At 48.6% G+C, this 21,884-nt stretch carries 20 protein-coding genes and 2 pseudogenes; 8 read left to right on the top strand and 14 right to left on the bottom strand.

Annotated elements, in window-relative coordinates:
• Positions 1-395: 395 nt before the first annotated feature.
• The 7 genes and pseudogenes from ACL2XN_RS02550 to ACL2XN_RS02520 all read right to left on the bottom strand — a co-directional run.
• Positions 396-1,286 (bottom strand): annotated as a pseudogene (locus tag ACL2XN_RS02550) (MFS transporter); the annotation flags it as partial.
• 37 nt (positions 1,287-1,323) lie between these two features.
• Positions 1,324-2,888 (bottom strand): IS3 family transposase gene (locus ACL2XN_RS02545; RefSeq protein WP_413730138.1). Its coding sequence is split into 2 segments (ribosomal slippage): positions 1,324-2,432 and positions 2,432-2,888, totalling 1,566 coding nucleotides; the frame shifts between segments, so codons are not numbered across the junction.
• Between the two features lie 57 nt (positions 2,889-2,945).
• On the bottom strand, positions 2,946-3,269 hold the full coding sequence (locus tag ACL2XN_RS02540; RefSeq protein ID WP_413730151.1) for a hypothetical protein: 324 nt from the start codon (positions 3,267-3,269) through the stop codon (positions 2,946-2,948).
• The gene (locus ACL2XN_RS02535) at positions 3,269-4,009 is read right to left on the bottom strand and encodes an HAD family hydrolase (protein ID WP_413730150.1); all 741 of its coding nucleotides are present in this window, start codon (positions 4,007-4,009) and stop codon (positions 3,269-3,271) included. Before ACL2XN_RS02535 ends, ACL2XN_RS02540 begins: the two co-directional genes overlap by 1 nt.
• On the bottom strand, positions 4,002-6,383 hold the full coding sequence (gene hypF / locus ACL2XN_RS02530; protein ID WP_413730148.1) for a carbamoyltransferase HypF: 2,382 nt from the start codon (positions 6,381-6,383) through the stop codon (positions 4,002-4,004). The genes ACL2XN_RS02535 and hypF overlap by 8 nt, the downstream gene beginning before the upstream one ends.
• Positions 6,355-7,416, bottom strand: a complete 1,062-nt coding sequence (hypE, locus tag ACL2XN_RS02525) for a hydrogenase expression/formation protein HypE (RefSeq protein ID WP_413731050.1) — start codon at positions 7,414-7,416, stop codon at positions 6,355-6,357. The genes hypF and hypE overlap by 29 nt, the downstream gene beginning before the upstream one ends.
• 2 nt (positions 7,417-7,418) lie before the next feature.
• The gene (locus ACL2XN_RS02520; RefSeq protein WP_413731049.1) at positions 7,419-7,862 is read right to left on the bottom strand and encodes a cysteine hydrolase; all 444 of its coding nucleotides are present in this window, start codon (positions 7,860-7,862) and stop codon (positions 7,419-7,421) included.
• Positions 7,863-8,407: 545 nt separating this feature from the next.
• Here ACL2XN_RS02520 and ACL2XN_RS02515 point away from each other — a divergent pair.
• Positions 8,408-9,274 (top strand): LysR family transcriptional regulator, encoded by an 867-nt coding sequence (locus ACL2XN_RS02515; RefSeq protein ID WP_413730146.1) that lies wholly within the window; start codon positions 8,408-8,410, stop codon positions 9,272-9,274.
• A 199-nt stretch (positions 9,275-9,473) separates the two neighbouring features.
• Here the strand turns inward: ACL2XN_RS02515 and istB are convergent, their stop codons facing one another.
• Both istB and ACL2XN_RS02505 read right to left on the bottom strand, forming a co-directional pair.
• Positions 9,474-10,262 (bottom strand): IS21-like element helper ATPase IstB, encoded by a 789-nt coding sequence (istB, locus tag ACL2XN_RS02510; protein ID WP_413730144.1) that lies wholly within the window; start codon positions 10,260-10,262, stop codon positions 9,474-9,476.
• Positions 10,259-10,615: pseudogene (locus tag ACL2XN_RS02505) on the bottom strand (IS21 family transposase); the annotation flags it as partial. The gene istB and the pseudogene ACL2XN_RS02505, both read right to left, overlap by 4 nt.
• Before the next feature lie 75 nt (positions 10,616-10,690).
• Here ACL2XN_RS02505 and ACL2XN_RS02500 point away from each other — a divergent pair.
• Together ACL2XN_RS02500 and ACL2XN_RS02495 are read left to right on the top strand one after the other, a co-directional pair.
• Entirely contained in the window at positions 10,691-11,191 is a 501-nt protein-coding gene (locus ACL2XN_RS02500) for a transposase (RefSeq protein WP_413730142.1), read from the top strand.
• Positions 11,167-12,114: an IS3 family transposase gene (locus tag ACL2XN_RS02495; protein WP_413730140.1), complete on the top strand. Its 948-nt coding sequence runs from the start codon at positions 11,167-11,169 to the stop codon at positions 12,112-12,114. The genes ACL2XN_RS02500 and ACL2XN_RS02495 overlap by 25 nt, the downstream gene beginning before the upstream one ends.
• A gap of 14 nt (positions 12,115-12,128) precedes the next feature.
• On the opposite strand, the gene ACL2XN_RS02490 is transcribed toward ACL2XN_RS02495, so the two are convergent.
• From ACL2XN_RS02490 to ACL2XN_RS02470, 5 genes are all read right to left on the bottom strand, one after another.
• A protein-coding gene (locus tag ACL2XN_RS02490) for an IS3 family transposase (protein WP_413730138.1) occupies positions 12,129-13,693 on the bottom strand; the annotation gives its coding sequence in 2 pieces (ribosomal slippage) (positions 12,129-13,237 and positions 13,237-13,693; 1,566 coding nt in all).
• Positions 13,694-13,944: 251 nt separating this feature from the next.
• Entirely contained in the window at positions 13,945-14,754 is an 810-nt protein-coding gene (locus tag ACL2XN_RS02485) for a hypothetical protein (protein WP_413730136.1), read from the bottom strand.
• Between the two features lie 2 nt (positions 14,755-14,756).
• Positions 14,757-15,983: an MFS transporter gene (locus ACL2XN_RS02480; RefSeq protein ID WP_413730135.1), complete on the bottom strand. Its 1,227-nt coding sequence runs from the start codon at positions 15,981-15,983 to the stop codon at positions 14,757-14,759.
• Positions 15,984-15,995: 12 nt separating this feature from the next.
• The gene (locus ACL2XN_RS02475; RefSeq protein WP_413730134.1) at positions 15,996-17,219 is read right to left on the bottom strand and encodes an ATP-grasp domain-containing protein; all 1,224 of its coding nucleotides are present in this window, start codon (positions 17,217-17,219) and stop codon (positions 15,996-15,998) included.
• Positions 17,220-17,238: 19 nt separating this feature from the next.
• Positions 17,239-18,441: a radical SAM protein gene (locus tag ACL2XN_RS02470; RefSeq protein WP_413730133.1), complete on the bottom strand. Its 1,203-nt coding sequence runs from the start codon at positions 18,439-18,441 to the stop codon at positions 17,239-17,241.
• A gap of 669 nt (positions 18,442-19,110) precedes the next feature.
• On the opposite strand from ACL2XN_RS02470, the gene ACL2XN_RS02465 reads away from it, so the two are divergent.
• The 5 genes from ACL2XN_RS02465 (at position 19,111) to ACL2XN_RS02445 (ending at position 21,879) form a co-directional block, all read left to right on the top strand.
• Positions 19,111-19,941, top strand: coding sequence for a sulfurtransferase (locus ACL2XN_RS02465; protein ID WP_413730132.1), 831 nt, complete (start codon positions 19,111-19,113; stop codon positions 19,939-19,941).
• A 313-nt stretch (positions 19,942-20,254) separates the two neighbouring features.
• Complete coding sequence (locus ACL2XN_RS02460; protein WP_413730131.1) at positions 20,255-20,704, top strand: NUDIX hydrolase; 450 nt, start codon at positions 20,255-20,257, stop codon at positions 20,702-20,704.
• Positions 20,705-20,895: 191 nt separating this feature from the next.
• On the top strand, positions 20,896-21,255 hold the full coding sequence (locus ACL2XN_RS02455; protein WP_413730130.1) for an RAQPRD family integrative conjugative element protein: 360 nt from the start codon (positions 20,896-20,898) through the stop codon (positions 21,253-21,255).
• A complete protein-coding gene (locus ACL2XN_RS02450; RefSeq protein ID WP_413730129.1) occupies positions 21,252-21,491 on the top strand; it encodes a TIGR03758 family integrating conjugative element protein in 240 nt (79 codons plus the stop codon). Before ACL2XN_RS02455 ends, ACL2XN_RS02450 begins: the two co-directional genes overlap by 4 nt.
• A gap of 22 nt (positions 21,492-21,513) precedes the next feature.
• A complete protein-coding gene (locus ACL2XN_RS02445; RefSeq protein WP_413730128.1) occupies positions 21,514-21,879 on the top strand; it encodes a TIGR03745 family integrating conjugative element membrane protein in 366 nt (121 codons plus the stop codon).
• The last annotated feature ends 5 nt before the right edge of the window (positions 21,880-21,884 follow it).

Genomic DNA, 21,884 nt, shown 5'->3' with positions numbered 1-21,884 from the left:
AATACCACGCTGCTGCACCAACATGGTAGCGATACCGATCATTGCCTGTGGCAGGCGCACAATAAAACTCGCAGACACCAATCTCTATATTTTATTAAAAAAGAATCATTACAATGGCATGCCTAATTCACAGCCTAAAAATAGCTATAGGGGAATTCGATGACAGTCACGAAATTGATATTTATTTGGATATGGACAATGAGTTTAGGCTTTCTTAATTAAAGAATGCCGGCTGATTAAAACGCGGCGATCTCGCCCCCTTTCTTTTTTACAAGACCGGTGCACGTCTAACCGGATATCTGACATCACGGCCAGATGTCGCTTGGTAAGATAAATACACAGACGAGCCCTTGTTTTACATTGAGCCCGACCAGATAAAATAGCTTCTATCGCTCTCAATGTTTTACTGCGACCGGCCCTGATTGCTGAGAGTTTATTCCCCTTGGATTAATTTCCGCGCTGCGTACCAATGGCGCAAGCAAGAATATCACGCCCAGCATTAGCGCCATTACCATGTACACATTGGAAAAACCGGCGAACTGGGCAAAAAAACCTATAGGCGCTGGCGCCATCAATGTTCCTAAGTAGCCTATAGTCGTGGCAACACTCATGCCAGTACTAGTAGCGATGCCTCGCTGGTTACCAGCGGCTGAAAAAGCGATCGGGACAATATTGGCTATCCCGATCCCAGCTACTGCAAAGGCGATGATCGCTTGCCAAGGATTGGTCGCCAACGCAGCGATCAAAAGGCCAGTCGCCGATAACAGGCTTGATATACGTATAGTACGAACAGCGCCGAAGCGGTTACGCACGGCGTCGCCCATAAAGCGAAGGACTGCCATCGTTCCGCCAAAGAACGCAAAGGCGAGACTGGCAGTCTCTATGTTAGCGTTTAGATCCTTTAACAGATAACGCGAGGACCAATCGACGACCGCACACTCAGGGATCATGCCGAACAGCGCTATGAGGCCAATGAGGTAAACGGCGGGGGAACGCGGCAGGCGCATCGGCTGTTTGACATCTTTTTTTGGCGCCGGATCATCCTTGAGAACGAATGGAAAGGTGACAGCGATGAGCGCTACTGCAGTTGCGCTCACCAAGAAGATATGCGCGAGGAATCCGAAATGCTTGATAGCATAGCCTCCGATCGAACCGGCAACGAACAAACCTATGCTCCAGGAACAGTGTGAGAAGGATAACACCGCCTTGGACAGGGCTTTCTCCACCGCTACTGCGTTGGAGTTCATAGCGACATTCATTGAACCGATCATGGCACCGAGGACAAAGCGGTGTTTGTCAAAGATGTTGAGATAAAATTGCGATTTATGCAGCCTGTAAATTCTCGGCGTTTTCTTGTGTCAACGGCCGATCTGGATTGAGTTGAACTTCCTTGTCCCAACCCCAATTTCTTGTCTCACCTCGCCACCGTTCCGGGCACGCAGCGCGGGCGGCTTGATAGACTTGGTGACGCTTTAACAGCAAGGCTTTATCCTTGCCCTGATGGCGCTGCGCCGGCGTCACGAATTTGATCCCGCTGTGGCGGTGGACGTGGCAATACCAATCAATGAAGCGCTTCACCCACTGCCGTGCAGCATCAATCGAGGTAAATCCTTTGCGCGGCCAGGACGGCCAATATTTCAATGTACGAAAGATTGATTCTGCGTACGGATTGTCATTGGATACCCGCGGCCGACTAAAGGATGACGTTATACCCAGGGCTTCCATCTTGGCCTTCAGCGTATAACTTTTCATCGGCGCACCGTTATCCGAGTGCAGTACCAAGGGTTGCATAGCACAGCGCTGCCCCAGGACACATCGTTGTAGCAGATCTGCCGCCAGCTCGCCGGTCTCTTCATCATGGACTTCCCAACCCACCGGGTAGCGACTGAATAGGTCTTCAAATAAATACAGCTTATAATACAGCCCCTTAACACTACTCGGCAACCAGGTCACGTCCCACATCCAGACCTGGTTAGGGGCGGTGGCGGTAAAGCTGGTCGGTTTTGCCACGCGCACAGCCTTGGCGGCACGTCCACGATGCTGCACTTGACCCGCCTCTCTTAATACCCGATACATCGTCGATTCAGAGGCCATGTAGCAACCCTCGTCTGCCAGAATCGGTACGATCTGACTCGGCGGAACGCTGTCGAAACGCGCGCTATTGCATACCGCCAACACCGACTGGCGTTCCGTTGAGCTCAGTTTGTTGGCCGGCTCAGGGCGGTCAATCAATGGACGCTGATCCGCAATAACAGCACCATCCTGTTGCCACCGATACCAACTGTGAACAGAGATCCCTACCCCCTCGCAAGAACGGTACAACGATGCGCCATCATTGCACGCCTGCTGAACCCAGGCGGTGATCTGTTCCCGGTACGCCAGAGGAGTTAATCGTCCTCGTTGTCGCCCCAAAGGGCGCGAACTTTTTTTTGCAGGATCAGTAATGCCGCTGCCTCCGCCAGTGCTTTATCTTTACGCAGGACTTCGCGCTCAAGACGTTTAATTTGCTTACGCTGGGCCTTATTCTGCTGTGCGCTGGCCGCATCATTAAAACCGCCTGGCTCTGCATGGGCCTGGATCGATATTTCGCGCCACTGCTTAACCTGCTCTGGGAAAAGACCTTTGGCTCGGCAATACTCGCTCAACTCGATCTCCGACATCGACGAGGTTTCGACGACGACGGCGAATTTAGTTTGCGCAGACCAATTCTCACTGCTGCGATCATGTTCGGGCACAGGGCGACCTTCTTTGCGAAGCTGATTACGCCAATTGTACAGTGTAGCTTCTGAAATCCCTTCTCTTTGTGCCAATTCACGGATGGTCGGCGGATGAGGGGCAAGCATTTTACTTAAAATGGCGTCCTTGCGAGCCTGAGGTAAACGCGACATGGTGATGCTCCGGCCCCCTGGATTGAGAATGAAATCCCGAAAAAGGGATCTTCTCAACTACTCTGACACAGGGGGAAAGAGAGCAACCACCAACAGCGGAATGTTCGGAGCCAGCCCGAGCGGAAGAAGCGCCACAGAAGTTGCGATGGCAAATATACGCACTATGCGTTGCGAACCAAACTTCGCCATCAGCATGCCCGACACTGGCATCATGATCAGCGCGCCCAGTCCAAACGTTAAAATAAGACGGCCTATCATTCTATCTGACGCCTCGAATCGCGGAACGAACTGCGCAATATGCACAGCCCAGCCTCCGGTCACAAAGCCATTGACGAAAAACAGCAAGGCGACGGCCCACCGCCCCTTTTGTTCCTGTTTCATTATTGGTGGTCTCGTGACACGGGCGGCACGTCATTGCGCACAGGTGATCGTTCCACTATTACCTTTTGCCCCGGGCCAAACGAAAGGATCGAACCGTCCACGCCGTTGGTCAGCACTTTCACCCCTCGGAAGTCGGGGATGATAAATTTTGCGCCGCATGGCATCAGGTCCTCATCGCCGATGCCAACGCAATATGCTCCGGCAGCAACAGCGGAGGTTACCCCGCTCTTGGCGTCCTCAAAAACGATGGTTTTGCTCGCAGGAATGCCCAGACGCTCAGCCGCGAGCAGATAGGGATCGGGGTACGGTTTGCCGTGAGCCACATCATCCCGTTCGACAATGACCGAGACGTACGACTGTGCATGGAGTAGTGCTATGACGCGATCGATCTTCAAGCGCCAGCCACTGGTCACGACGCCGATTGAAATTCCGGCCGCACCAAGTGAGGCGATAAGCTGTGCCACGCCAGGAATGGGCTCGCAGTCGGCGGTATTTTCAACATGGATGATGTGCGCCTGAACTTTGGCCTGATCGGAAAGCGGCAGATCATGGAATAGAGCACGGATGGTATGCGGCCCGGGCTGACCGTGAATGTGCTTGAGGATCTCTTCCTCGGTGATCTGGCGCTCGTACATCTGGGCAGCCTCGCGCCATGCTTGTTCAATCACGGCCCTGGAATCGATTAGAACACCGTCCATGTCAAACAAAACTGCTGCTACTCTCTCTACAGATTCACTCATTTCTTTCTTCTCCGTCACACAATAGCGCTTCGCGCTTGATACGGGCGGCGGCGACAACCACCTGACCCAGGGAAATGCTACCGTCATTCGTCGGCACCAATTGATGGCAATACGGCTTGAATCCATGCGACTCAAGGCAGCTCAGCGTATTTATCACGAGAAACTCATTGCAAAAAACACCCCCACTCAATACGATCTGATTAACCCCAAAACGCTTAACAAGGCGTTGGCATACCTCTCCGATGATATCCACGATCGTGGAGTGAAAACGCCGACTTAGCTGGCTTACATCGCTGACGGGCACACGCAGCAGATGGACCAATTCATTGACGAGGGGACGATAGTCCACTTCCAGGCAATCGTCTCGCGCCTCAATGTCATACTCAAATGGCTTGGCCATGCAGAAATCGCGCTGCAATAGCGCTTCCATTTCGATTGCCGCCTGCGCCTCGTATTCAACCTTTGCGCAAATACCCATCAGCGCCGAGATACCATCGAACAGACGACCTATGCTAGTGGTAGTGGTCGCGTTGATTTTCCTGAGGGCCATTTTGGTAAAAACCTCGCGCCGCTGTTCAGACAGGTCGCGTATGGCCGGAACGTCTATTTCGGTGACCCGTTCGCCGAAGGTCTCAACAAGCAGCGACATGGCGACTCGGATCGGCTCTTTCACGGCCTGATCCCCTCCCAGTAGCAACATTGGGCGTATATGGCCAACCCTTTCGAACCCCTCGAAATCGCCGAGCAAGAACTCACCACCCCAGATGGTACCATCGGTACCGTAGCCGGTACCGTCGAATATCACCCCGATGGTTTTACCCGAAAGTCCGTGTTCCGCCATGCACGAGGCCATGTGGGCGTGGTGGTGCTGAACCTGGACGACACGTATTTCGGATTGCTCGATGGCATTTCGGGTTGAGCGGAAGGCAGGGTGCAGGTCACAGGCAAGTGTGTCAGCCCGCACAGCCAGAAGGTCTTGCATATGCTTGGCGCAATCAATGTGGGACTGAAAGGTGGTTTCATTTTTCAGATCGCCAATGTGCTGGCTGATGAAGACTTGCTTGCCCTTGCTGATGCTGACGGTAGTCTTCAACTCGGCGCCGAGTGCCACGACCGAACCCACCGAGTAAGGCAGATGGATGGGATACGGAGCATAGCCGCGAGAGCGGCGTAGGAAGGATATCTGAGGCTCATCCCTACCCTCGCGTACGATCATACGCACGACTGAGTCGTCCACCCGGGTACGGATATCGCGATCGTTCAGAACAAAATAGTCCGCAATTTCGCCCAATTGCTCGATTGCCGTATGGTTGTCGAACACGATAGGATGCCCGGAAAGGTTACCGCTGGTCATGATCAATACCGGCAGTGTGGGATCCTCAAGCAGCAGGTGGTGCAGCGGCGCTGACGGGAGCATTACGCCCAGATGGGGATTATGGGGAGCGATCTCTTCCGGCAGGGTCTTCTGACGCTTACGCAACAGGACGATGGGTCGCTGCACGCTCTCGAGAAGCATCCTTTCATGCGAGTTGATAAAGGCCCAACGGGCGGCGCTCTCGCTGTCGGCAACCATCACTGCGAAAGGCTTGGCATCGCGCCGCTTGCGGTGACGCAGCTCGCGAACCGCCGCTACATTGCTGGCATCCACCGCCAAGTGGAAGCCGCCAAGGCTTTTGATCGCGATGATAGCGCCCTCGCGCAGCTTGGAAATTGCGTAGCGCACCACATCATCAGTCTCGATCAGGGCACCGCTACGGTCCGTGAGCTGAAGACTTGGTCCGCAGGTCGGGCAGGCATTCGGTTGGGCGTGATAGCGGCGATCCTCAATGTCTAAATACTCGTGCTCACATTGTGGGCACATGGTGAACGCACTCATAGTGCTCTGCGCGCGGTCGTATGGCATGCCAAGGATGATCGAATAGCGCGGACCGCAGTTAGTGCAATTAATAAAAGCGTACCGATAACGATGGTTGCTTGGATCGCGCATCTCCCTTAAGCAGTCGCCGCAAACGTTCGAGTCTGGCGGAATGATGGTATTCATGTGTGCTAAGTCGCGGCTCTTACGGATATCAAAACCCTGGTAACGCGGTGCGGGCTCGTCCAGCAGCACCTCAACCAAATCGTTGATCCGCGCGAGAGGTGGTGGCCGCGATAACATATCATCGATAAAGTCCTTGATAGCTTTTGCCGATGCCTGCAACTCAAGTAAAACACCTTCGGAGTCGTTGAGCACCCAGCCGGTTGCTCCATGGGTGCGCGCCAGCCGATGGACGAAGGGGCGGAAGCCAACCCCTTGCACGATCCCGCAGACCCGGTAACGATGGGTCTCGAGCGCTTCGATTGGCTCAACAGAGTCTGGGAAGTTCTGCACCATAGAGTTCCTCAATAATTGTCTGGGTACCATCTGATTCCATCATGCGCACCTCCGGTAAGGAAGATGCCACAACCTCGCCAATGATGGCCGCCTTCTTGCCACAGGGATCTTCGTGCAAAAGAGCCAAAACTCTATCCGCCACGTCGGGCTCGACAAAAAGACACAAGCACCCCTCGTTGGCGAGATTGATCACGTTGACCCCCAGCATATCGGCAGCCATAGCGGCTTCTGGAAGTACCGGCAGCGCTTGCTTGTCGAAGTGGATCGCACAGTTGGCCGCACGTGCGTGCTCGTGCAGCACTGCTGATAGACCGCCGCGGGTAACGTCGCGCATTGAGGCAACTTTACCTGTCGGCACGTTGCTCAATACTGAATCGATCATATGATTTAGCGGTGCACAATCGCTCAGTACGTTGCGCTCAAAGCCTAGACCTTCCCGGATCGAAAGCAGGTGGATGGAGTGATTTCCGATATAGCCGCTGAGGATGATTTTTTGCCCAGGTCGGACGTTACGAACGGAGACTGGAGGACGCTCCATGACGCCGACGCCGGCGGTGTTGATGAAAAGCTTGTCGGCCTCGCCCTTGCCTACTACCTTGGTATCACCGGCGACGATCTTGACGTCCGCCGAGCGTGCTGTATCGCGCACGGACGCTATGATCTTCATCAGATCAGCCATTACTATGCCATCTTCGATGATGAGGCTAAGCGTTATATAGAGAGGACGCGCGCCACTCACCGCCAGGTCGTTCACGGTGCCGCACACCGCGATTTTGCCGATATCGCCATTCCCAAAGAATAGTGGTGTCACCACGAAAGAGTCTGTGGTAAAGGCGATACGGGTAGTTGGCAGTTCCAGAAATGCGCTGTCCTCCATGGTGCCTAGATAGGTATCTCCTAATGTCTCGGAGATCCGCTCCACGAGCTCCCGGCTTAGCTTGGCGCCGGTGCCATGATCCAGAATCACGGTTTCGATCGGTGAACCATGTGATTCAGTGGCCGGGCCATTGCTGCCGGTCTGTGTATAAGCCATATTCATGCCGACCTCCATTCGCCGCGCTCAGGGAGATCGTCGCTCTTGCTCAGTAACGACAGGATTTCCGCAGAAGGTGCTACCGTCGCACAGTAGCCGGCCAGCCATTGTAGCGCCCGATCGGTGTCCTCGGCCGAAGGTGCAAAGACGCAGTCATCGGGGACCCAGACGTTGTAGCCCCGAAAGAATGCATCAGCGGCCGTAGTTTGCACGCAAACATGAGTTTGCAGCCCAGTGACCACTACCGTTTTAATGCCGAGCTTCTGGAGTGTCTCGTCCAACTTAGTGTCGAAAAAACCGCTGTCCCGTCCTTTTATAACTACCAGGTCTGACTGATGGTAAATGGTATCGATCAATCTGTTGCCAGGGGTACCAGCGATCGCCGGAATGCCAGCCGCGCGATTGCGGTAGCGACGTTGCACGGCTGGATCGCTGGGATCATGGATAAGTTGTAGGTGAATGACGGCCTGATCTACAGCTCGAATCCCATCAAGGAACGTATCAAATTTTTTTTTAGTTTATTTTCTAACTCCTGCGGGTCAGTTGTTATTTTATGAGTAAATTCATACTGCAGGTCATTAGTGAGCACAGCGACATTTGGCATTTTTATATTCTCTTATGTTATATACTTATCATAAATGATGACTAACTTTCGTATTAATATACCTACATGCCGAGTGTCTCCTAGGTACAGCCGGTGCTGGAAGCTATGGAAATGATGATGCCCCACTGCAAGCTGTATTATTCCTAAGTTCAAAGCTCATGTTGATGGCTCGTTAACAAACTTCAAAGTAATATTAATTTTTTGTTACCCTCTTCCCCTTTCTCTCAAGGAATTGAATCTTCAGGATTGCTATGTAGGGTTAAGTTTTTTCCCATAACATTTCTCCTCAATGTGAAATTAAAGACAATTTCAGAAACTAATGACAATTTCACACGTAGAGAGCAAACTGTATAATTCCTATTTATCCGGATTTGATTAGCTGCTGGAATGGATATAAAACTGTTGAGGGCATTCGTTACATTGGCTGAGCGAGGGAGTTATCATGCGGCAGCAGATATCCTGTACTTGACGCAAAGTGCATTGACTAAACAAATCCAGACATTGGAACATTTGATTGGAGTGAGCCTTTTTCACCGCGGCCGCCATGGTGCGACGCTGACAGTCACTGGTAAGTTGCTTTATTCCAAGACCTGCAAATTGATGAAACATTACGACGAATATCTAGAATATGCGCATAGGATACAGAAAGGGAATGTGGGTAAGCTGGCGCTTGGATTCGGCATATCATCATTTCAGCTTGCACCTGCATGGGTGAATATTTTTCGTGAACAATTCCCCGATGTGGAAGTATCCCTGAACGACATGCCTTCCAGCGTGCAGTGTCAGATGTTACTGGAAGGGCAACTTCAGGCCGGATTTATCCGTCTGCCGGTGACTACTCCTCTTCAGGTCAAGGTGTTGATGGAAGAAAGTCTGGTCCTTGTCACCCCTTCTGGCCTACGTACAAACCCTGCGGATATCCGGTCTATACTTGAGTCGCATCAGCTCCTGCAGATCCCACCACACCGTGGGAATGGCCTAGTGGTGCAGACGGCCAATTTTCTTAGCGAGAATAAACTCAGCGCAAAAATAGTGTCTGCTGCAGACGATATTCAAACCTTATTAGCATTAGTTTCTACTGGAAATGGTGTGGCATTACTGCCTGCCGGAGTCAGCCATATTTTGCCTGCTGGCCTTAAACTTGTACAAACCCAAGGGGAATATACTAGATGGCAGGTAGGGATTGCTTGGAACCCGGCGATACAGGATGTGCTGCGAGATAAATTTCTACAGATGATGGCAGTCACAACGTGAGATAAGGCAGGCTTTAATAATTTTGAATCTGCTTATCTTGCCACTGCATTAGTCCTCTGATGATCCATACACGTTGACCCGCTTAATGGGCGGATCTAGCGGTAATTGCTGGTAGCATCTCTATTTATAACCCTATGTGTCAATACCGATCGAATTGTGACCCACCATGCCAAAGTAAAAGTTACCCACCCCCCACGAATTATTGTTGTGATTCAGTCGGCGTTGATTTCCTTAACTGACCACTTTTGAGCTTGTCTTTTAATCGATAGCTTTGGCCTGTTATTTGGACGATATGCGCATGGTGCAGCAGTCGATCCAACATCGCCGCCGTCAGCGTCTCATCATCGCCAAACGTCCCAGACCACTGCGTAAATGGCAGGTTACTCGTCAATATCACGCTGCCTGTTTCATAACGGCGGGCCACGACCTGGAAGAATAAATTGGCTTCTTCTTTACCGAACGGCAGATAACCCACTTCGTCGATCACCAATAATCGGGGCTTGGTGACACACCGGCCTAAATAGCCTTTTAAATCGCCCTGACGGTGAGCGGCGACCAGTTGCAACATCATATCCGCCGCCGTAATGAAGCGTACGCTGAGTCCGGCCATCGCGACTTTATGTGCCAACGCGCAGGCCAAATGGCTCTTGCCAACGCCGGAAGGCCCGAGTAATACGATGTTCTCCTGTCTTTCGATAAACGCCAATCCCGCCAGTTCCTGCAGCTGTGCTCGCGGTGCGCCGCTGGCAAACTTGAAGTCAAACTGCTCCAGCGTTTTAACCGCCGGCAAACCCGACAGGCGCAGCAGCGTCTGACGCCGACGCTCGTTGCGGCTGTCATTCTCCAGTCGAAGCAACTGCTCCAGAAAATCGCCGAACGTTCCGGTATCATCCAGCGTCTTCTGTGCCAATCCAGGCCACTCGGCGGCGATGCGGTCAAGCTTAAAGTACTCGCACAGTTCGCTGATCCGCTGATGCTGAAGGCTCATGACCTCACCTCCAGCAGCGACTGATAGACCGACAGCGGATGTTGAAAACTCTCACGGGGCAAAACCCGGCGGTTATCAACCGATAACGGTACCTCTGTGCCTTCGCGCGGCAACGGGAGCAGCACGTCAATCTCCTGCTGTAGCCGCTGCTCGGGGGGAATGCCGGTGGTGCCATGCTTGCGGGCGTTGGCGACGGTGGTAAGCCATGGCCCGATACGGCTGTTGGCAGAATCCACGTCAAGGACTAAACCGGCCTGCTTAAAGGTGGTCGCCAGGGGAACGACAAAACTGGTCTTCAAATAGTGGTTAAATCGCTCAACTTTACCCTTGGTCTTCGCGCGATAGGGACGGCACCCCCTGTGTCAGAGTAGTTGAGAAGATCCCTTTTTCGGGATTTCATTCTCAATCCAGGGGGCCGGAGCATCACCATGTCGCGTTTACCTCAGGCTCGCAAGGACGCCATTTTAAGTAAAATGCTTGCCCCTCATCCGCCGACCATCCGTGAATTGGCACAAAGAGAAGGGATTTCAGAAGCTACACTGTACAATTGGCGTAATCAGCTTCGCAAAGAAGGTCGCCCTGTGCCCGAACATGATCGCAGCAGTGAGAATTGGTCTGCGCAAACTAAATTCGCCGTCGTCGTCGAAACCTCGTCGATGTCGGAGATCGAGTTGAGCGAGTATTGCCGAGCCAAAGGTCTTTTCCCAGAGCAGGTTAAGCAGTGGCGCGAAATATCGATCCAGGCCCATGCAGAGCCAGGCGGTTTTAATGATGCGGCCAGCGCACAGCAGAATAAGGCCCAGCGTAAGCAAATTAAACGTCTTGAGCGCGAAGTCCTGCGTAAAGATAAAGCACTGGCGGAGGCAGCGGCATTACTGATCCTGCAAAAAAAAGTTCGCGCCCTTTGGGGCGACAACGAGGACGATTAACTCCTCTGGCGTACCGGGAACAGATCACCGCCTGGGTTCAGCAGGCGTGCAATGATGGCGCATCGTTGTACCGTTCTTGCGAGGGGGTAGGGATCTCTGTTCACAGTTGGTATCGGTGGCAACAGGATGGTGCTGTTATTGCGGATCAGCGTCCATTGATTGACCGCCCTGAGCCGGCCAACAAACTGAGCTCAACGGAACGCCAGTCGGTGTTGGCGGTATGCAATAGCGCGCGTTTCGACAGCGTTCCGCCGAGTCAGATCGTACCGATTCTGGCAGACGAGGGTTGCTACATGGCCTCTGAATCGACGATGTATCGGGTATTAAGAGAGGCGGGTCAAGTGCAGCATCGTGGACGTGCCGCCAAGGCTGTGCGCGTGGCAAAACCGACCAGCTTTACCGCCACCGCCCCTAACCAGGTCTGGATGTGGGACGTGACCTGGTTGCCGAGTAGTGTTAAGGGGCTGTATTATAAGCTGTATTTATTTGAAGACCTATTCAGTCGCTACCCGGTGGGTTGGGAAGTCCATGATGAAGAGACCGGCGAGCTGGCGGCAGATCTGCTACAACGATGTGTCCTGGGGCAGCGCTGTGCTATGCAACCCTTGGTACTGCACTCGGATAACGGTGCGCCGATGAAAAGTTATACGCTGAAGGCCAAGATGGAAGCCCTGGGTATAACGTCATCCTTTAGTCGGCCGCGGGTATCCAATGACAATCCGTACGCAGAATCAATCTTTCGTACATTGAAATATTGGCCGTCCTGGCCGCGCAAAGGATTTACCTCGATTGATGCTGCACGGCAGTGGGTGAAGCGCTTCATTGATTGGTATTGCCACGTCCACCGCCACAGCGGGATCAAATTCGTGACGCCGGCGCAGCGCCATCAGGGCAAGGATAACGGTGTTTGTCAAAGATGTTGAGATAAAATTGCGATTTATGCAGCCTGTAAATTCTCGGCGTTTTCTTGTGTCAACGGCCGATCTGGATTGAGTTGAACTTCCTTGTCCCAACCCCAATTTCTTGTCTCACCTCGCCACCGTTCCGGGCACGCAGCGCGGGCGGCTTGATAGACTTGGTGACGCTTTAACAGCAAGGCTTTATCCTTGCCCTGATGGCGCTGCGCCGGCGTCACGAATTTGATCCCGCTGTGGCGGTGGACGTGGCAATACCAATCAATGAAGCGCTTCACCCACTGCCGTGCAGCATCAATCGAGGTAAATCCTTTGCGCGGCCAGGACGGCCAATATTTCAATGTACGAAAGATTGATTCTGCGTACGGATTGTCATTGGATACCCGCGGCCGACTAAAGGATGACGTTATACCCAGGGCTTCCATCTTGGCCTTCAGCGTATAACTTTTCATCGGCGCACCGTTATCCGAGTGCAGTACCAAGGGTTGCATAGCACAGCGCTGCCCCAGGACACATCGTTGTAGCAGATCTGCCGCCAGCTCGCCGGTCTCTTCATCATGGACTTCCCAACCCACCGGGTAGCGACTGAATAGGTCTTCAAATAAATACAGCTTATAATACAGCCCCTTAACACTACTCGGCAACCAGGTCACGTCCCACATCCAGACCTGGTTAGGGGCGGTGGCGGTAAAGCTGGTCGGTTTTGCCACGCGCACAGCCTTGGCGGCACGTCCACGATGCTGCACTTGACCCGCCTCTCTTAATACCCGATACATCGTCGATTCAGAGGCCATGTAGCAACCCTCGTCTGCCAGAATCGGTACGATCTGACTCGGCGGAACGCTGTCGAAACGCGCGCTATTGCATACCGCCAACACCGACTGGCGTTCCGTTGAGCTCAGTTTGTTGGCCGGCTCAGGGCGGTCAATCAATGGACGCTGATCCGCAATAACAGCACCATCCTGTTGCCACCGATACCAACTGTGAACAGAGATCCCTACCCCCTCGCAAGAACGGTACAACGATGCGCCATCATTGCACGCCTGCTGAACCCAGGCGGTGATCTGTTCCCGGTACGCCAGAGGAGTTAATCGTCCTCGTTGTCGCCCCAAAGGGCGCGAACTTTTTTTTGCAGGATCAGTAATGCCGCTGCCTCCGCCAGTGCTTTATCTTTACGCAGGACTTCGCGCTCAAGACGTTTAATTTGCTTACGCTGGGCCTTATTCTGCTGTGCGCTGGCCGCATCATTAAAACCGCCTGGCTCTGCATGGGCCTGGATCGATATTTCGCGCCACTGCTTAACCTGCTCTGGGAAAAGACCTTTGGCTCGGCAATACTCGCTCAACTCGATCTCCGACATCGACGAGGTTTCGACGACGACGGCGAATTTAGTTTGCGCAGACCAATTCTCACTGCTGCGATCATGTTCGGGCACAGGGCGACCTTCTTTGCGAAGCTGATTACGCCAATTGTACAGTGTAGCTTCTGAAATCCCTTCTCTTTGTGCCAATTCACGGATGGTCGGCGGATGAGGGGCAAGCATTTTACTTAAAATGGCGTCCTTGCGAGCCTGAGGTAAACGCGACATGGTGATGCTCCGGCCCCCTGGATTGAGAATGAAATCCCGAAAAAGGGATCTTCTCAACTACTCTGACACAGGGGGATAAAGCCTTGCTGTTAAAGCGTCACCAAGTCTATCAAGCCGCCCGCGCTGCGTGCCCGGAACGGTGGCGAGGTGAGACAAGAAATTGGGGTTGGGACAAGGAAGTTCAACTCAATCCAGATCGGCCGTTGACACAAGAAAACGCCGAGAATTTACAGGCTGCATAAATCGCAATTTTATCTCAACATCTTTGACAAACACCGATTCCCTGCAACATAGTTTTCTATTTTAATCATCGAAGGTTTTTTCATAACACATAGTGTAGACATTATATAGCCAATAGAAGTGAAATCTGTTGGGATCCTGACGTGGACTACGCTGTTACCCTTTTTATTAATAAAATAAACGTTATCCTTTTTTTTGCACTGATAACCAAATAGGCTGAGCATATCTTCAGTAATTGTGATATATCCCTCGCCCAGATTAATACTATTTACCATAATTTCATGTTGCGGCATATGATTGGCAAGCATCATAGCCATGGACAGAAATTGTGAGCTTTTCTCCGTTGAGATTTTATTCGAAGTCATTGGAACACAGGTGGTAGTGAATTTTAGTTCACTATCACTTTTAGTCACATTAACGCCAAGATAGGATAAGAAGTCCTTATCTAATACAGAATCTCTTGAATAAAGTGAAGCATTACATCTGATAACTAATGTTTCAGTGAGTGCGGAAATAGCTACCATGGCGCGAAAAACAAACCCAGAACCTTCAGCATTTACGTCAGCATTAGGGGTAATCTGCTCAGGAATAATACCTTGTAATGTAATTCTATCTTCACTCTCATTCAATATCTTTAATCCCAAAGTTGTGAGATTTTTAAGTAGTAATGAAGTTTCAGAGCACCAAGAAACGTTTGTTATTTCCGTCTTATGGTTATTAAAGAAGGCGAGAAGCAAGCATCGTTGCATATGAGGTTTTGAAGAAGGCAATTTAATCGTTCCATTGACCTCTAAAACTGGGTAAATGATCGCATTTGTCATGATTAATTGACCTTTGTGGTGATTAAAATAATGTATTTGTAATAAACATAAATAGTAACCAAACCTGATAAAAACATGACCATAAAAAGTGTGCGACCACCGAAGAATTGCAAAATTAATCCACCTATCAGTGGTGAAGCGGAGGTACCAAAGTTAGTGAAATTGGTGATCCCATAGGCGATCCCCCTCTGCCCTTCAGGCGCCAGTCGATCTACCTCAACGTTTATCGTTGGCATAACAATAATTTCGCCAATACTTAAGCAAAGTGTAGCAATCACTAATTGCCACTTTATATGTACGTTTGCGTAACCAAATGCCAACTGAGCGATTGTTATTAATAATATTCCTAGTAATATCCGTTTAGATGGCACAATATTTCTAATAATATAAAATACAGGTAACTGTAAAAAAATAACGGTTAACGAATTAATGATGACTAAAAGTGCAATGACATCGTTGAGATTATTAATTTTAGAACGTGCCAAATACTGTATCAATGAAGAATCAAAAGTAGCATATATTATCATGAGCGTGGTGTTACAAAATAAAAAAACTGAAAATTCTTTATTTTTGATAATAGCGCCCAAACTCTTAAGAAAGAGTGGCTCATTTTTTCCTGTATTGTGATTCCGAATCTCATGGCCGCCAACCATAAATAGAAGGACTAGCAAAATATACAAAAAATATAGCAAGGCAGTCACAAAAAAAGTTAATGTGCTATTAGCAATACCAAATTTTACACCGATAAAGGGTCCAAGAGCGACCCCCATATTTGCAATAAGATACCGGAAATACTGACAAAGCTCCTTAGTTCTCTGATTTTTAAGGCGATCTCCAATATAAGCTTTACTGCAAGATTCTATAAAGGCTCTGCCTAAAGCGATACCGGTGACACAGACAGCGAATCCCAAAATGTTGGAACAAAAGGCTAGATATATGAAACTGAATACGCTGGTGATGAGTCCAGCTATAATAATGGGTTTACGCCCATAATCATCAGATTTATGCGAAACATATACGCTTAGCAACGTTGATAGAAAAGTTGCAAAGAAAAATATAAATCCTATTTCCGACGCCGATAAGGTAAATTTTTCATACAATATTACGGCCAAGTAAGGCCATACCATGAAATAACCAACGCGTGTTAAAAATGTCCCCAACAGCAAAATATTGACATCTAGTGGAAACACCAAATTATTTATTAATCCTCTTTCTAAGGCGTAACGCATTATCACTCCTTTTTAGGGATTAACGGATTCAACATGATATAATTTTTTAGGACGACTGCAATAGTCATAAATCTCTTGGTAATTTTCTCCTGTGAGGATAACATACCCAAGTCTGTCACTACTGCACGTTAATGAATGGACTAAATCACCGGGTTTCATATCAGCATGGACCTCTTCAATACATATATTTTTATTTATTTCCTGAAGTTCAAATGACGAAAAAATCCCCTCATTAGCAGTAATAAAAGCTATTCCAGCATACGTGTTTCGCGTACAGAAAAATTCAGGTTTTTCATTTAATGAAATTGAAATTGCACAATGCCAGAGGTCTACTCCAGATGATTTCATGACGAGTTCTGGAATATGATCTCCGCCTAGCCGAGCCGCGATTTCAACTATAGACACGGTGGAATCATTTATTTTTACTTCAGTATGAGAAACAGCATTATCAATACCTAAGGCTTCTAGGCCTCTGGAAGTTACATCAATGACTTTTTGATACATATCATCGGGGATCATTGCAGGAGATACATGGCCTATTTCAACAAAATATTTTCCATCGCAAACGATTTTTTTAGTGATAGAAACTATATGAGTGATACCATGAAACGTTACTGACTCTACACTGAATTCTTCACCAACTAAAAAACTTTCAATTAAATAACTATCTTCTTTTTCCACACCAAATAATGGTGAAATTGTACTTAGTTCATTAAAATTATTGAGCAGTTCTTGTGGCGTATTGTTTTTTGCGACGCCCCTACTACCTGACATATTTATGGGTTTTATTATATTTGGATAATCAAAATATTTCTTTACAGAATTAAGCTCATCCAGCGTAGTTACCAAAGCAAATGATGGTTGAGAGATGTTATTTTGCTTAAATATCTCTCTCATTTTAAATTTATTACGCGCATTTGACGCGCTTAGGGGGCTAATGCCATTTAGTTTTAAGTGCTCAGCAACAATCGCAGCCAATTCAACATAAAATTCCATAAACGTAAACACACCATCGATGCTGTGTTCTTTAGAAATGGCATCAACCGTTTTGATAACGGCATCGTAGTCATTAGTATCAACCGTATGTATTTCATCTATATATTTTTTCTCGCTATCCTTAAGCCTATTATGATATTTATCGGAGCCTATAAATATCACAAAACAACCGTAATCTTTAGCTTTCTTTAGACCAATTGCACCCGATGGACTTTTTTCAATGATCAACAATTTTTTCATTTTATCAACCAGTTTATTTTTAGTAAAGATTGTTTTCTATCAGAGGGAGAAGATCTCTTGAGAAACAGCCATTGTTGCTCAGTTTGCTTTGCCGGAACTGGAAAAGCTTATCAATGCCTTCGGTATTCCATTCTATATAATATCTCGTTTGTGAGTCTTTAACTTCCTGTAGAACATTACCCAATGTTGGTTCGAAAATATTGACACATCCCGTTAATTCACCAACTTTGTAAATCAGTCGATCTTTTTCTGTGATGTCTAGGATCTTTTTTTCACATGGTATCAAGGCAAATAATTGTCTACCCCCCTTACACATATTAACATTTTCTGGGAAATTCATGATTTCAACTCCACTTGTACCCAGATCGCCACTCATGTTAATTTGGAAATCAAGCGGTATCTTTTCATGGATGTCCTTGATGGTTTTATAAATATCACATATTTCTTCTTCTGATATTTCGAGGTGGGGATGTTTGTGTCCATGGTCAAAAAAACGGTTAAATCTCACCGTTGATACACCTAACTGATTGAAATAACCAATATAACGCTGCAATCTTTCCGTTGCAAAATTATGCCTCCCCAAGGTTAATCCGACATTTATTCTGAATCCCGTAAAATTCACATCCTGTTTCCGATCATTATAATCCTTTATTACACTCACTACTTTTTCGAAACTACTCGCATGAAAAACGCCTTTAATCGGATAATCTTCTTCTTTTTCGATGGTTAAGTTTTCATCTAGTATGCCATGAAAACTTATGCTGATCGTGCCATAATTATATTCTCTTGCCAAATTCAGAAGATATTCTGCATCATGGCCAAGTAAGGGGCGTCCGCTGGTCCATGCTTCTCCTTTTTGCATTGTTTCCGTAGGTTGCGGCGAACTTTTTTCAGCATAAACCCTGGCGGTTGATGCGCCATAAGCCAAAATAAACTCGCCTTTATAAGCAAACGTATCAGTATATCGAGGATAGATTTTATAACCAATTTCCCGTAATCCCTTAACGATCAATTGACCTTCGGGAACATCAAATCTTTTTCTTTTTACTTTATCATTATTGACAAACCAACAGTTCTTGCAATTTTGACCGCAGGTATTGTTACTAATGTATGTATCAACATCCATGTAAATGTCAATTTCTTCGGGCCGCAGCAATGCAAATGGAAAATCAATGGGTTGTGTGCCGTGAAAATCATAAGCAAGCGGGATATTATTTAGCATGTATAAGTCCTTTGTTCAGTTAAAAACCATAAGGGAATACAAAGCTTACCAGGGAGGTAATAATTATCCCTGTTTTAAACTGTCTTCGTTATGATTTGAAAATGCTTAGCTACATTTGTAATACCAATACTATTACTTTTATTGTGGAAATAAAGCCTTAAATTAAAGTTATAAAATGTTGTAGCTTGCCAAAACCTATCATTTAGATTTAATAACCCGTATATTTATTTTATACAGAATAAACGCCTGCTTTTTTTGTTAAATGATATGTATTAATTTCATTTTATTCTTGCGGAATTAAGATAAACCTTATTTAATGAGCTGTATTTACTGATAGGAAAATTGTTTTAAATTGATAACAATCATTTTTAATCATTACTCGTGGTGAGCGTTTTTTTGCATAAATGTTCGCACTCTTCCTTGATGGAATGTACGAAAATGTACATTTTGGAATAAATTGATCAAGATGCATGTTTGGTCAGTTTTAAGGATTACTTCGGTACTTTTTTTGCATGGGATCGGCAGAAATAGATTTTGTTCGCATGAAAGTCTTAAAACTTAGCATTATCAGCTTTATTTGTAAGAAGGAATATGCTGGTATTATAGAATGATAATAACTGCTTCATTAAAAATACCGTCTATAAGGTCGCCATTGAAGAAGAATACCCTATGAAAAATCTTGTTTCTCCCGAGTGGGTTGCTGCACATCAGATAAATAATGATATCCTGCTGCTGGATGCGACTTTGAAAACATCAATGAATGGTGTTATGGCAATTTCAGAGGATATTATACCAGGTGCAATTTGGTTTGATCTGGATAACCACTTTTCTGACACCGCCTCAGGCTTACCCCATACCCTTCCCCATCCTGATGATCTTGCCCAAGAGTTGGCTATGCTTGGGATAAAACGCGACTCCACAATAGTGGTATACGATCAGCAAGGTGCTTACTCCGCACCAAGAGTATGGTGGATGCTGAAAATATCTGGCATCAGTGAGGTATTTATCCTTGCCGGCGGCCTTAATGCTTGGAAAGGGTATGGTTACCCCGTGACTCGCTCGTATACAAAACCCGCTCCCGTTGTTAAAAAGGAGTTTAATTTTCAATCTGACCGGGTTATCACAAAAAAAATGGTGTTTGATAACTTGAGAAACCCTTCTTTTACATTAATTGATGCAAGACCAATGGAACGCTTCAACGGGTGTCAGCTTGAACCAAGACCCGGGTTACGCTGCGGCCACGTTCCAGACTCGCTGAATATCCCTTTCACTGAGGTTGTGCTGAACGGACAGTTCAAAGAAAAATCAGAACTGGTTCGTTTGTTTAAAAAAAGAGGTTTAAAGAATGATAAGCCACTGACATTCACCTGTGGTTCAGGTGTCACCGCATGTATCGTACTCTTTGCAGCCCAACTTGCAGGTTATCATAATCTTAAACTGTATGATGGTTCGTGGGCCGAATGGGGTGCAGATCCTGCCTTACCTGCCGTAATGATGTAGTAGTGTACCATAGGCGATGAAATGGTATTCCCCCTGCCAGGCAGTCTGAGTTGTCAGCGGCTAAAGCACGAGCAGCACAAAGTTTTGAGGCCACGATAAATATCAGTCGTAGCTAGTCCGGGAGCCAACCATCTTGTCAAACTCTTACCGCTGCAAATCCGAACAAGAAATGGGCACGGGACAATGTAAGAACATTTGTCTGTTTTAGTGCCAAGAAATAGTTGATTATTATACTCTAATAAGAAACGGGTTTAGGTTATTTTGTACAAAAAAAAAGAGTAGCAGAATTGTTTAACAGCTCAGGAAACATAGCATGCGCACACGAGCCTCAGCCCGGTTGTTAATAATTAATTCCAACAATCGCATATTGCTTTTCCGTTTTACGCACAACTCTGATGCACTATCAGGTAAGTCTTACTGGGCAACGCCGGGAGGCGGCGTAGAACAAGGTGAATCTTTTGAGCAGGCAGCCATTCGGGAACTTCGTGAAGAAACAGGACTAATAAGAGAACATGTAGGGAATTGTGTTGCGCAAAGAGCATTTGAAATGATGCTTCCAAATGGGGAGAAAGTGCATGCACGTGAGCATTTTTTTATCGTGCGAGTTAACAGCCAGGAAATCAGCACCGATGGTTGGAGTGCTAATGAGAAAGCCGTGATCAGCAACTACCACTGGTGGGATCTCAACGAACTGGTTACAACGGCGGAAACTGTTTATCCGTGTAACATCCCTTCAATCCTATCTGTCTCTACTGAAAAGTAATCCTCAACCATAGCCTTAAGTCAGCCCCCAAGTGTTGATCCACCTGACCGCTTCCTGGCGATCGGCAGTAAATACATCAACCAATAGAACATTTCCCCCAAAAAGCGGTGGTGACCAAATCCTCATTGTTTGCGGCTTTCGTGCGGTCGTTGTCGCACCATCGTGCCATTCCTATTCACGGGGAAAATACGATGGCATCTACCCCTTTACCAGTGGCGCCCTGGCGCATCGCAATCATCGCATTGTCATTGGCATTGAACGTCCAGCAGCCCGCCATGGCCGCCGGCGTTGTTGGCGAGCGCGAACAGCTCGCAGCACTCGCTCGTCAACTTGACCTCGTCGATCGCCTGGCCGGCCAGGCCGCCACAAACAGACCGAACGAGCGGGCCCGCTACCACTTCGACTATGCGCGCCTTCATGCTGACCTGGAACGCATTCATAGCGGCGTTCAGGACTACCTTGTCCCGCAGCGTGCCCAGCCCCGAGACCCCGTTCCACTGATCGGCAACTACGTGAGCGAATCCACCCAGGCAGAGAAGGCATCGCCATGACCGCATCTGCAGCGCAAGTGGCCGCCTTTCAGGCCAATGGCGGCTTCACGCCCGCGACGGTGTCCACCGTGGTACTCGGCATTGTTTTTGCCGTGCTGCTGCTGTGGGGTGCATGGGCCATGCGCGCCGCCTATGTGGGCTGGGCCGAACACCGTCTCAACCAACGCCAGTTACTTGCGGTCATCGTGCGATCCCTCGCGATGTACCTGGTGCTGGGTTTTTTCCTCCTGTCCTGATGTTACTCAAGAGACCATCGCCATGAAAACCACGACTCCCTTCCCCTATACCGCCCGCCGCCTGGGCTCGCTCATTCCGCTGCTGGTGGCTTCCCTGCCACTGTCGGCCTTCCCCGCTGGCCTGCCGACCATGGAAGATCCCTCCCGCGGCGCCGGCAGCGGCATCATGGACACGCTGCAGAACTACGGCTATGACATCGTCATGCTGGTCGCCTTGCTTGTCGTCGCGTCCATGTTCGTCGGCGTTTGCTACCACGCGTACACACGCTACTCCGAAATCCATACTGGGCGGGCAACCTGGGGCCAGTTTGGCCTGACCGTCGCCGTCGGCGCCGTGCTGCTGGTGGTGGGCATTTGGCTGCTGACCAAAGCCACCGGCGTGCTGTAAGGACG

Origin of the sequence: Sodalis sp. RH22, assembly GCF_047324165.1 — a bacterium.
GTDB lineage: Bacteria > Pseudomonadota > Gammaproteobacteria > Enterobacterales > Enterobacteriaceae > Acerihabitans.
This window is presented reverse-complemented; position numbering and strand designations above follow the sequence as displayed.

Coding starts and splice junctions, on each gene's coding strand:
- ACL2XN_RS02540 (WP_413730151.1), bottom strand. CDS start 3,269: ATGAAACAGGAACAAAAGGGGCGGTGGGCCGTCGCCTTGCTGTTTTTC.
- ACL2XN_RS02535 (WP_413730150.1), bottom strand. CDS start 4,009: ATGAGTGAATCTGTAGAGAGAGTAGCAGCAGTTTTGTTTGACATGGAC.
- hypF (WP_413730148.1), bottom strand. CDS start 6,383: ATGGTGCAGAACTTCCCAGACTCTGTTGAGCCAATCGAAGCGCTCGAG.
- hypE (WP_413731050.1), bottom strand. CDS start 7,416: ATGGCTTATACACAGACCGGCAGCAATGGCCCGGCCACTGAATCACAT.
- ACL2XN_RS02515 (WP_413730146.1), top strand. CDS start 8,408: ATGGATATAAAACTGTTGAGGGCATTCGTTACATTGGCTGAGCGAGGG.
- istB (WP_413730144.1), bottom strand. CDS start 10,262: ATGAGCCTTCAGCATCAGCGGATCAGCGAACTGTGCGAGTACTTTAAG.
- ACL2XN_RS02500 (WP_413730142.1), top strand. CDS start 10,691: ATGTCGCGTTTACCTCAGGCTCGCAAGGACGCCATTTTAAGTAAAATG.
- ACL2XN_RS02485 (WP_413730136.1), bottom strand. CDS start 14,754: ATGACAAATGCGATCATTTACCCAGTTTTAGAGGTCAATGGAACGATT.
- ACL2XN_RS02480 (WP_413730135.1), bottom strand. CDS start 15,983: ATGCGTTACGCCTTAGAAAGAGGATTAATAAATAATTTGGTGTTTCCA.
- ACL2XN_RS02475 (WP_413730134.1), bottom strand. CDS start 17,219: ATGAAAAAATTGTTGATCATTGAAAAAAGTCCATCGGGTGCAATTGGT.
- ACL2XN_RS02470 (WP_413730133.1), bottom strand. CDS start 18,441: ATGCTAAATAATATCCCGCTTGCTTATGATTTTCACGGCACACAACCC.
- ACL2XN_RS02465 (WP_413730132.1), top strand. CDS start 19,111: ATGAAAAATCTTGTTTCTCCCGAGTGGGTTGCTGCACATCAGATAAAT.
- ACL2XN_RS02460 (WP_413730131.1), top strand. CDS start 20,255: ATGCGCACACGAGCCTCAGCCCGGTTGTTAATAATTAATTCCAACAAT.
- ACL2XN_RS02455 (WP_413730130.1), top strand. CDS start 20,896: ATGGCATCTACCCCTTTACCAGTGGCGCCCTGGCGCATCGCAATCATC.
- ACL2XN_RS02450 (WP_413730129.1), top strand. CDS start 21,252: ATGACCGCATCTGCAGCGCAAGTGGCCGCCTTTCAGGCCAATGGCGGC.
- ACL2XN_RS02445 (WP_413730128.1), top strand. CDS start 21,514: ATGAAAACCACGACTCCCTTCCCCTATACCGCCCGCCGCCTGGGCTCG.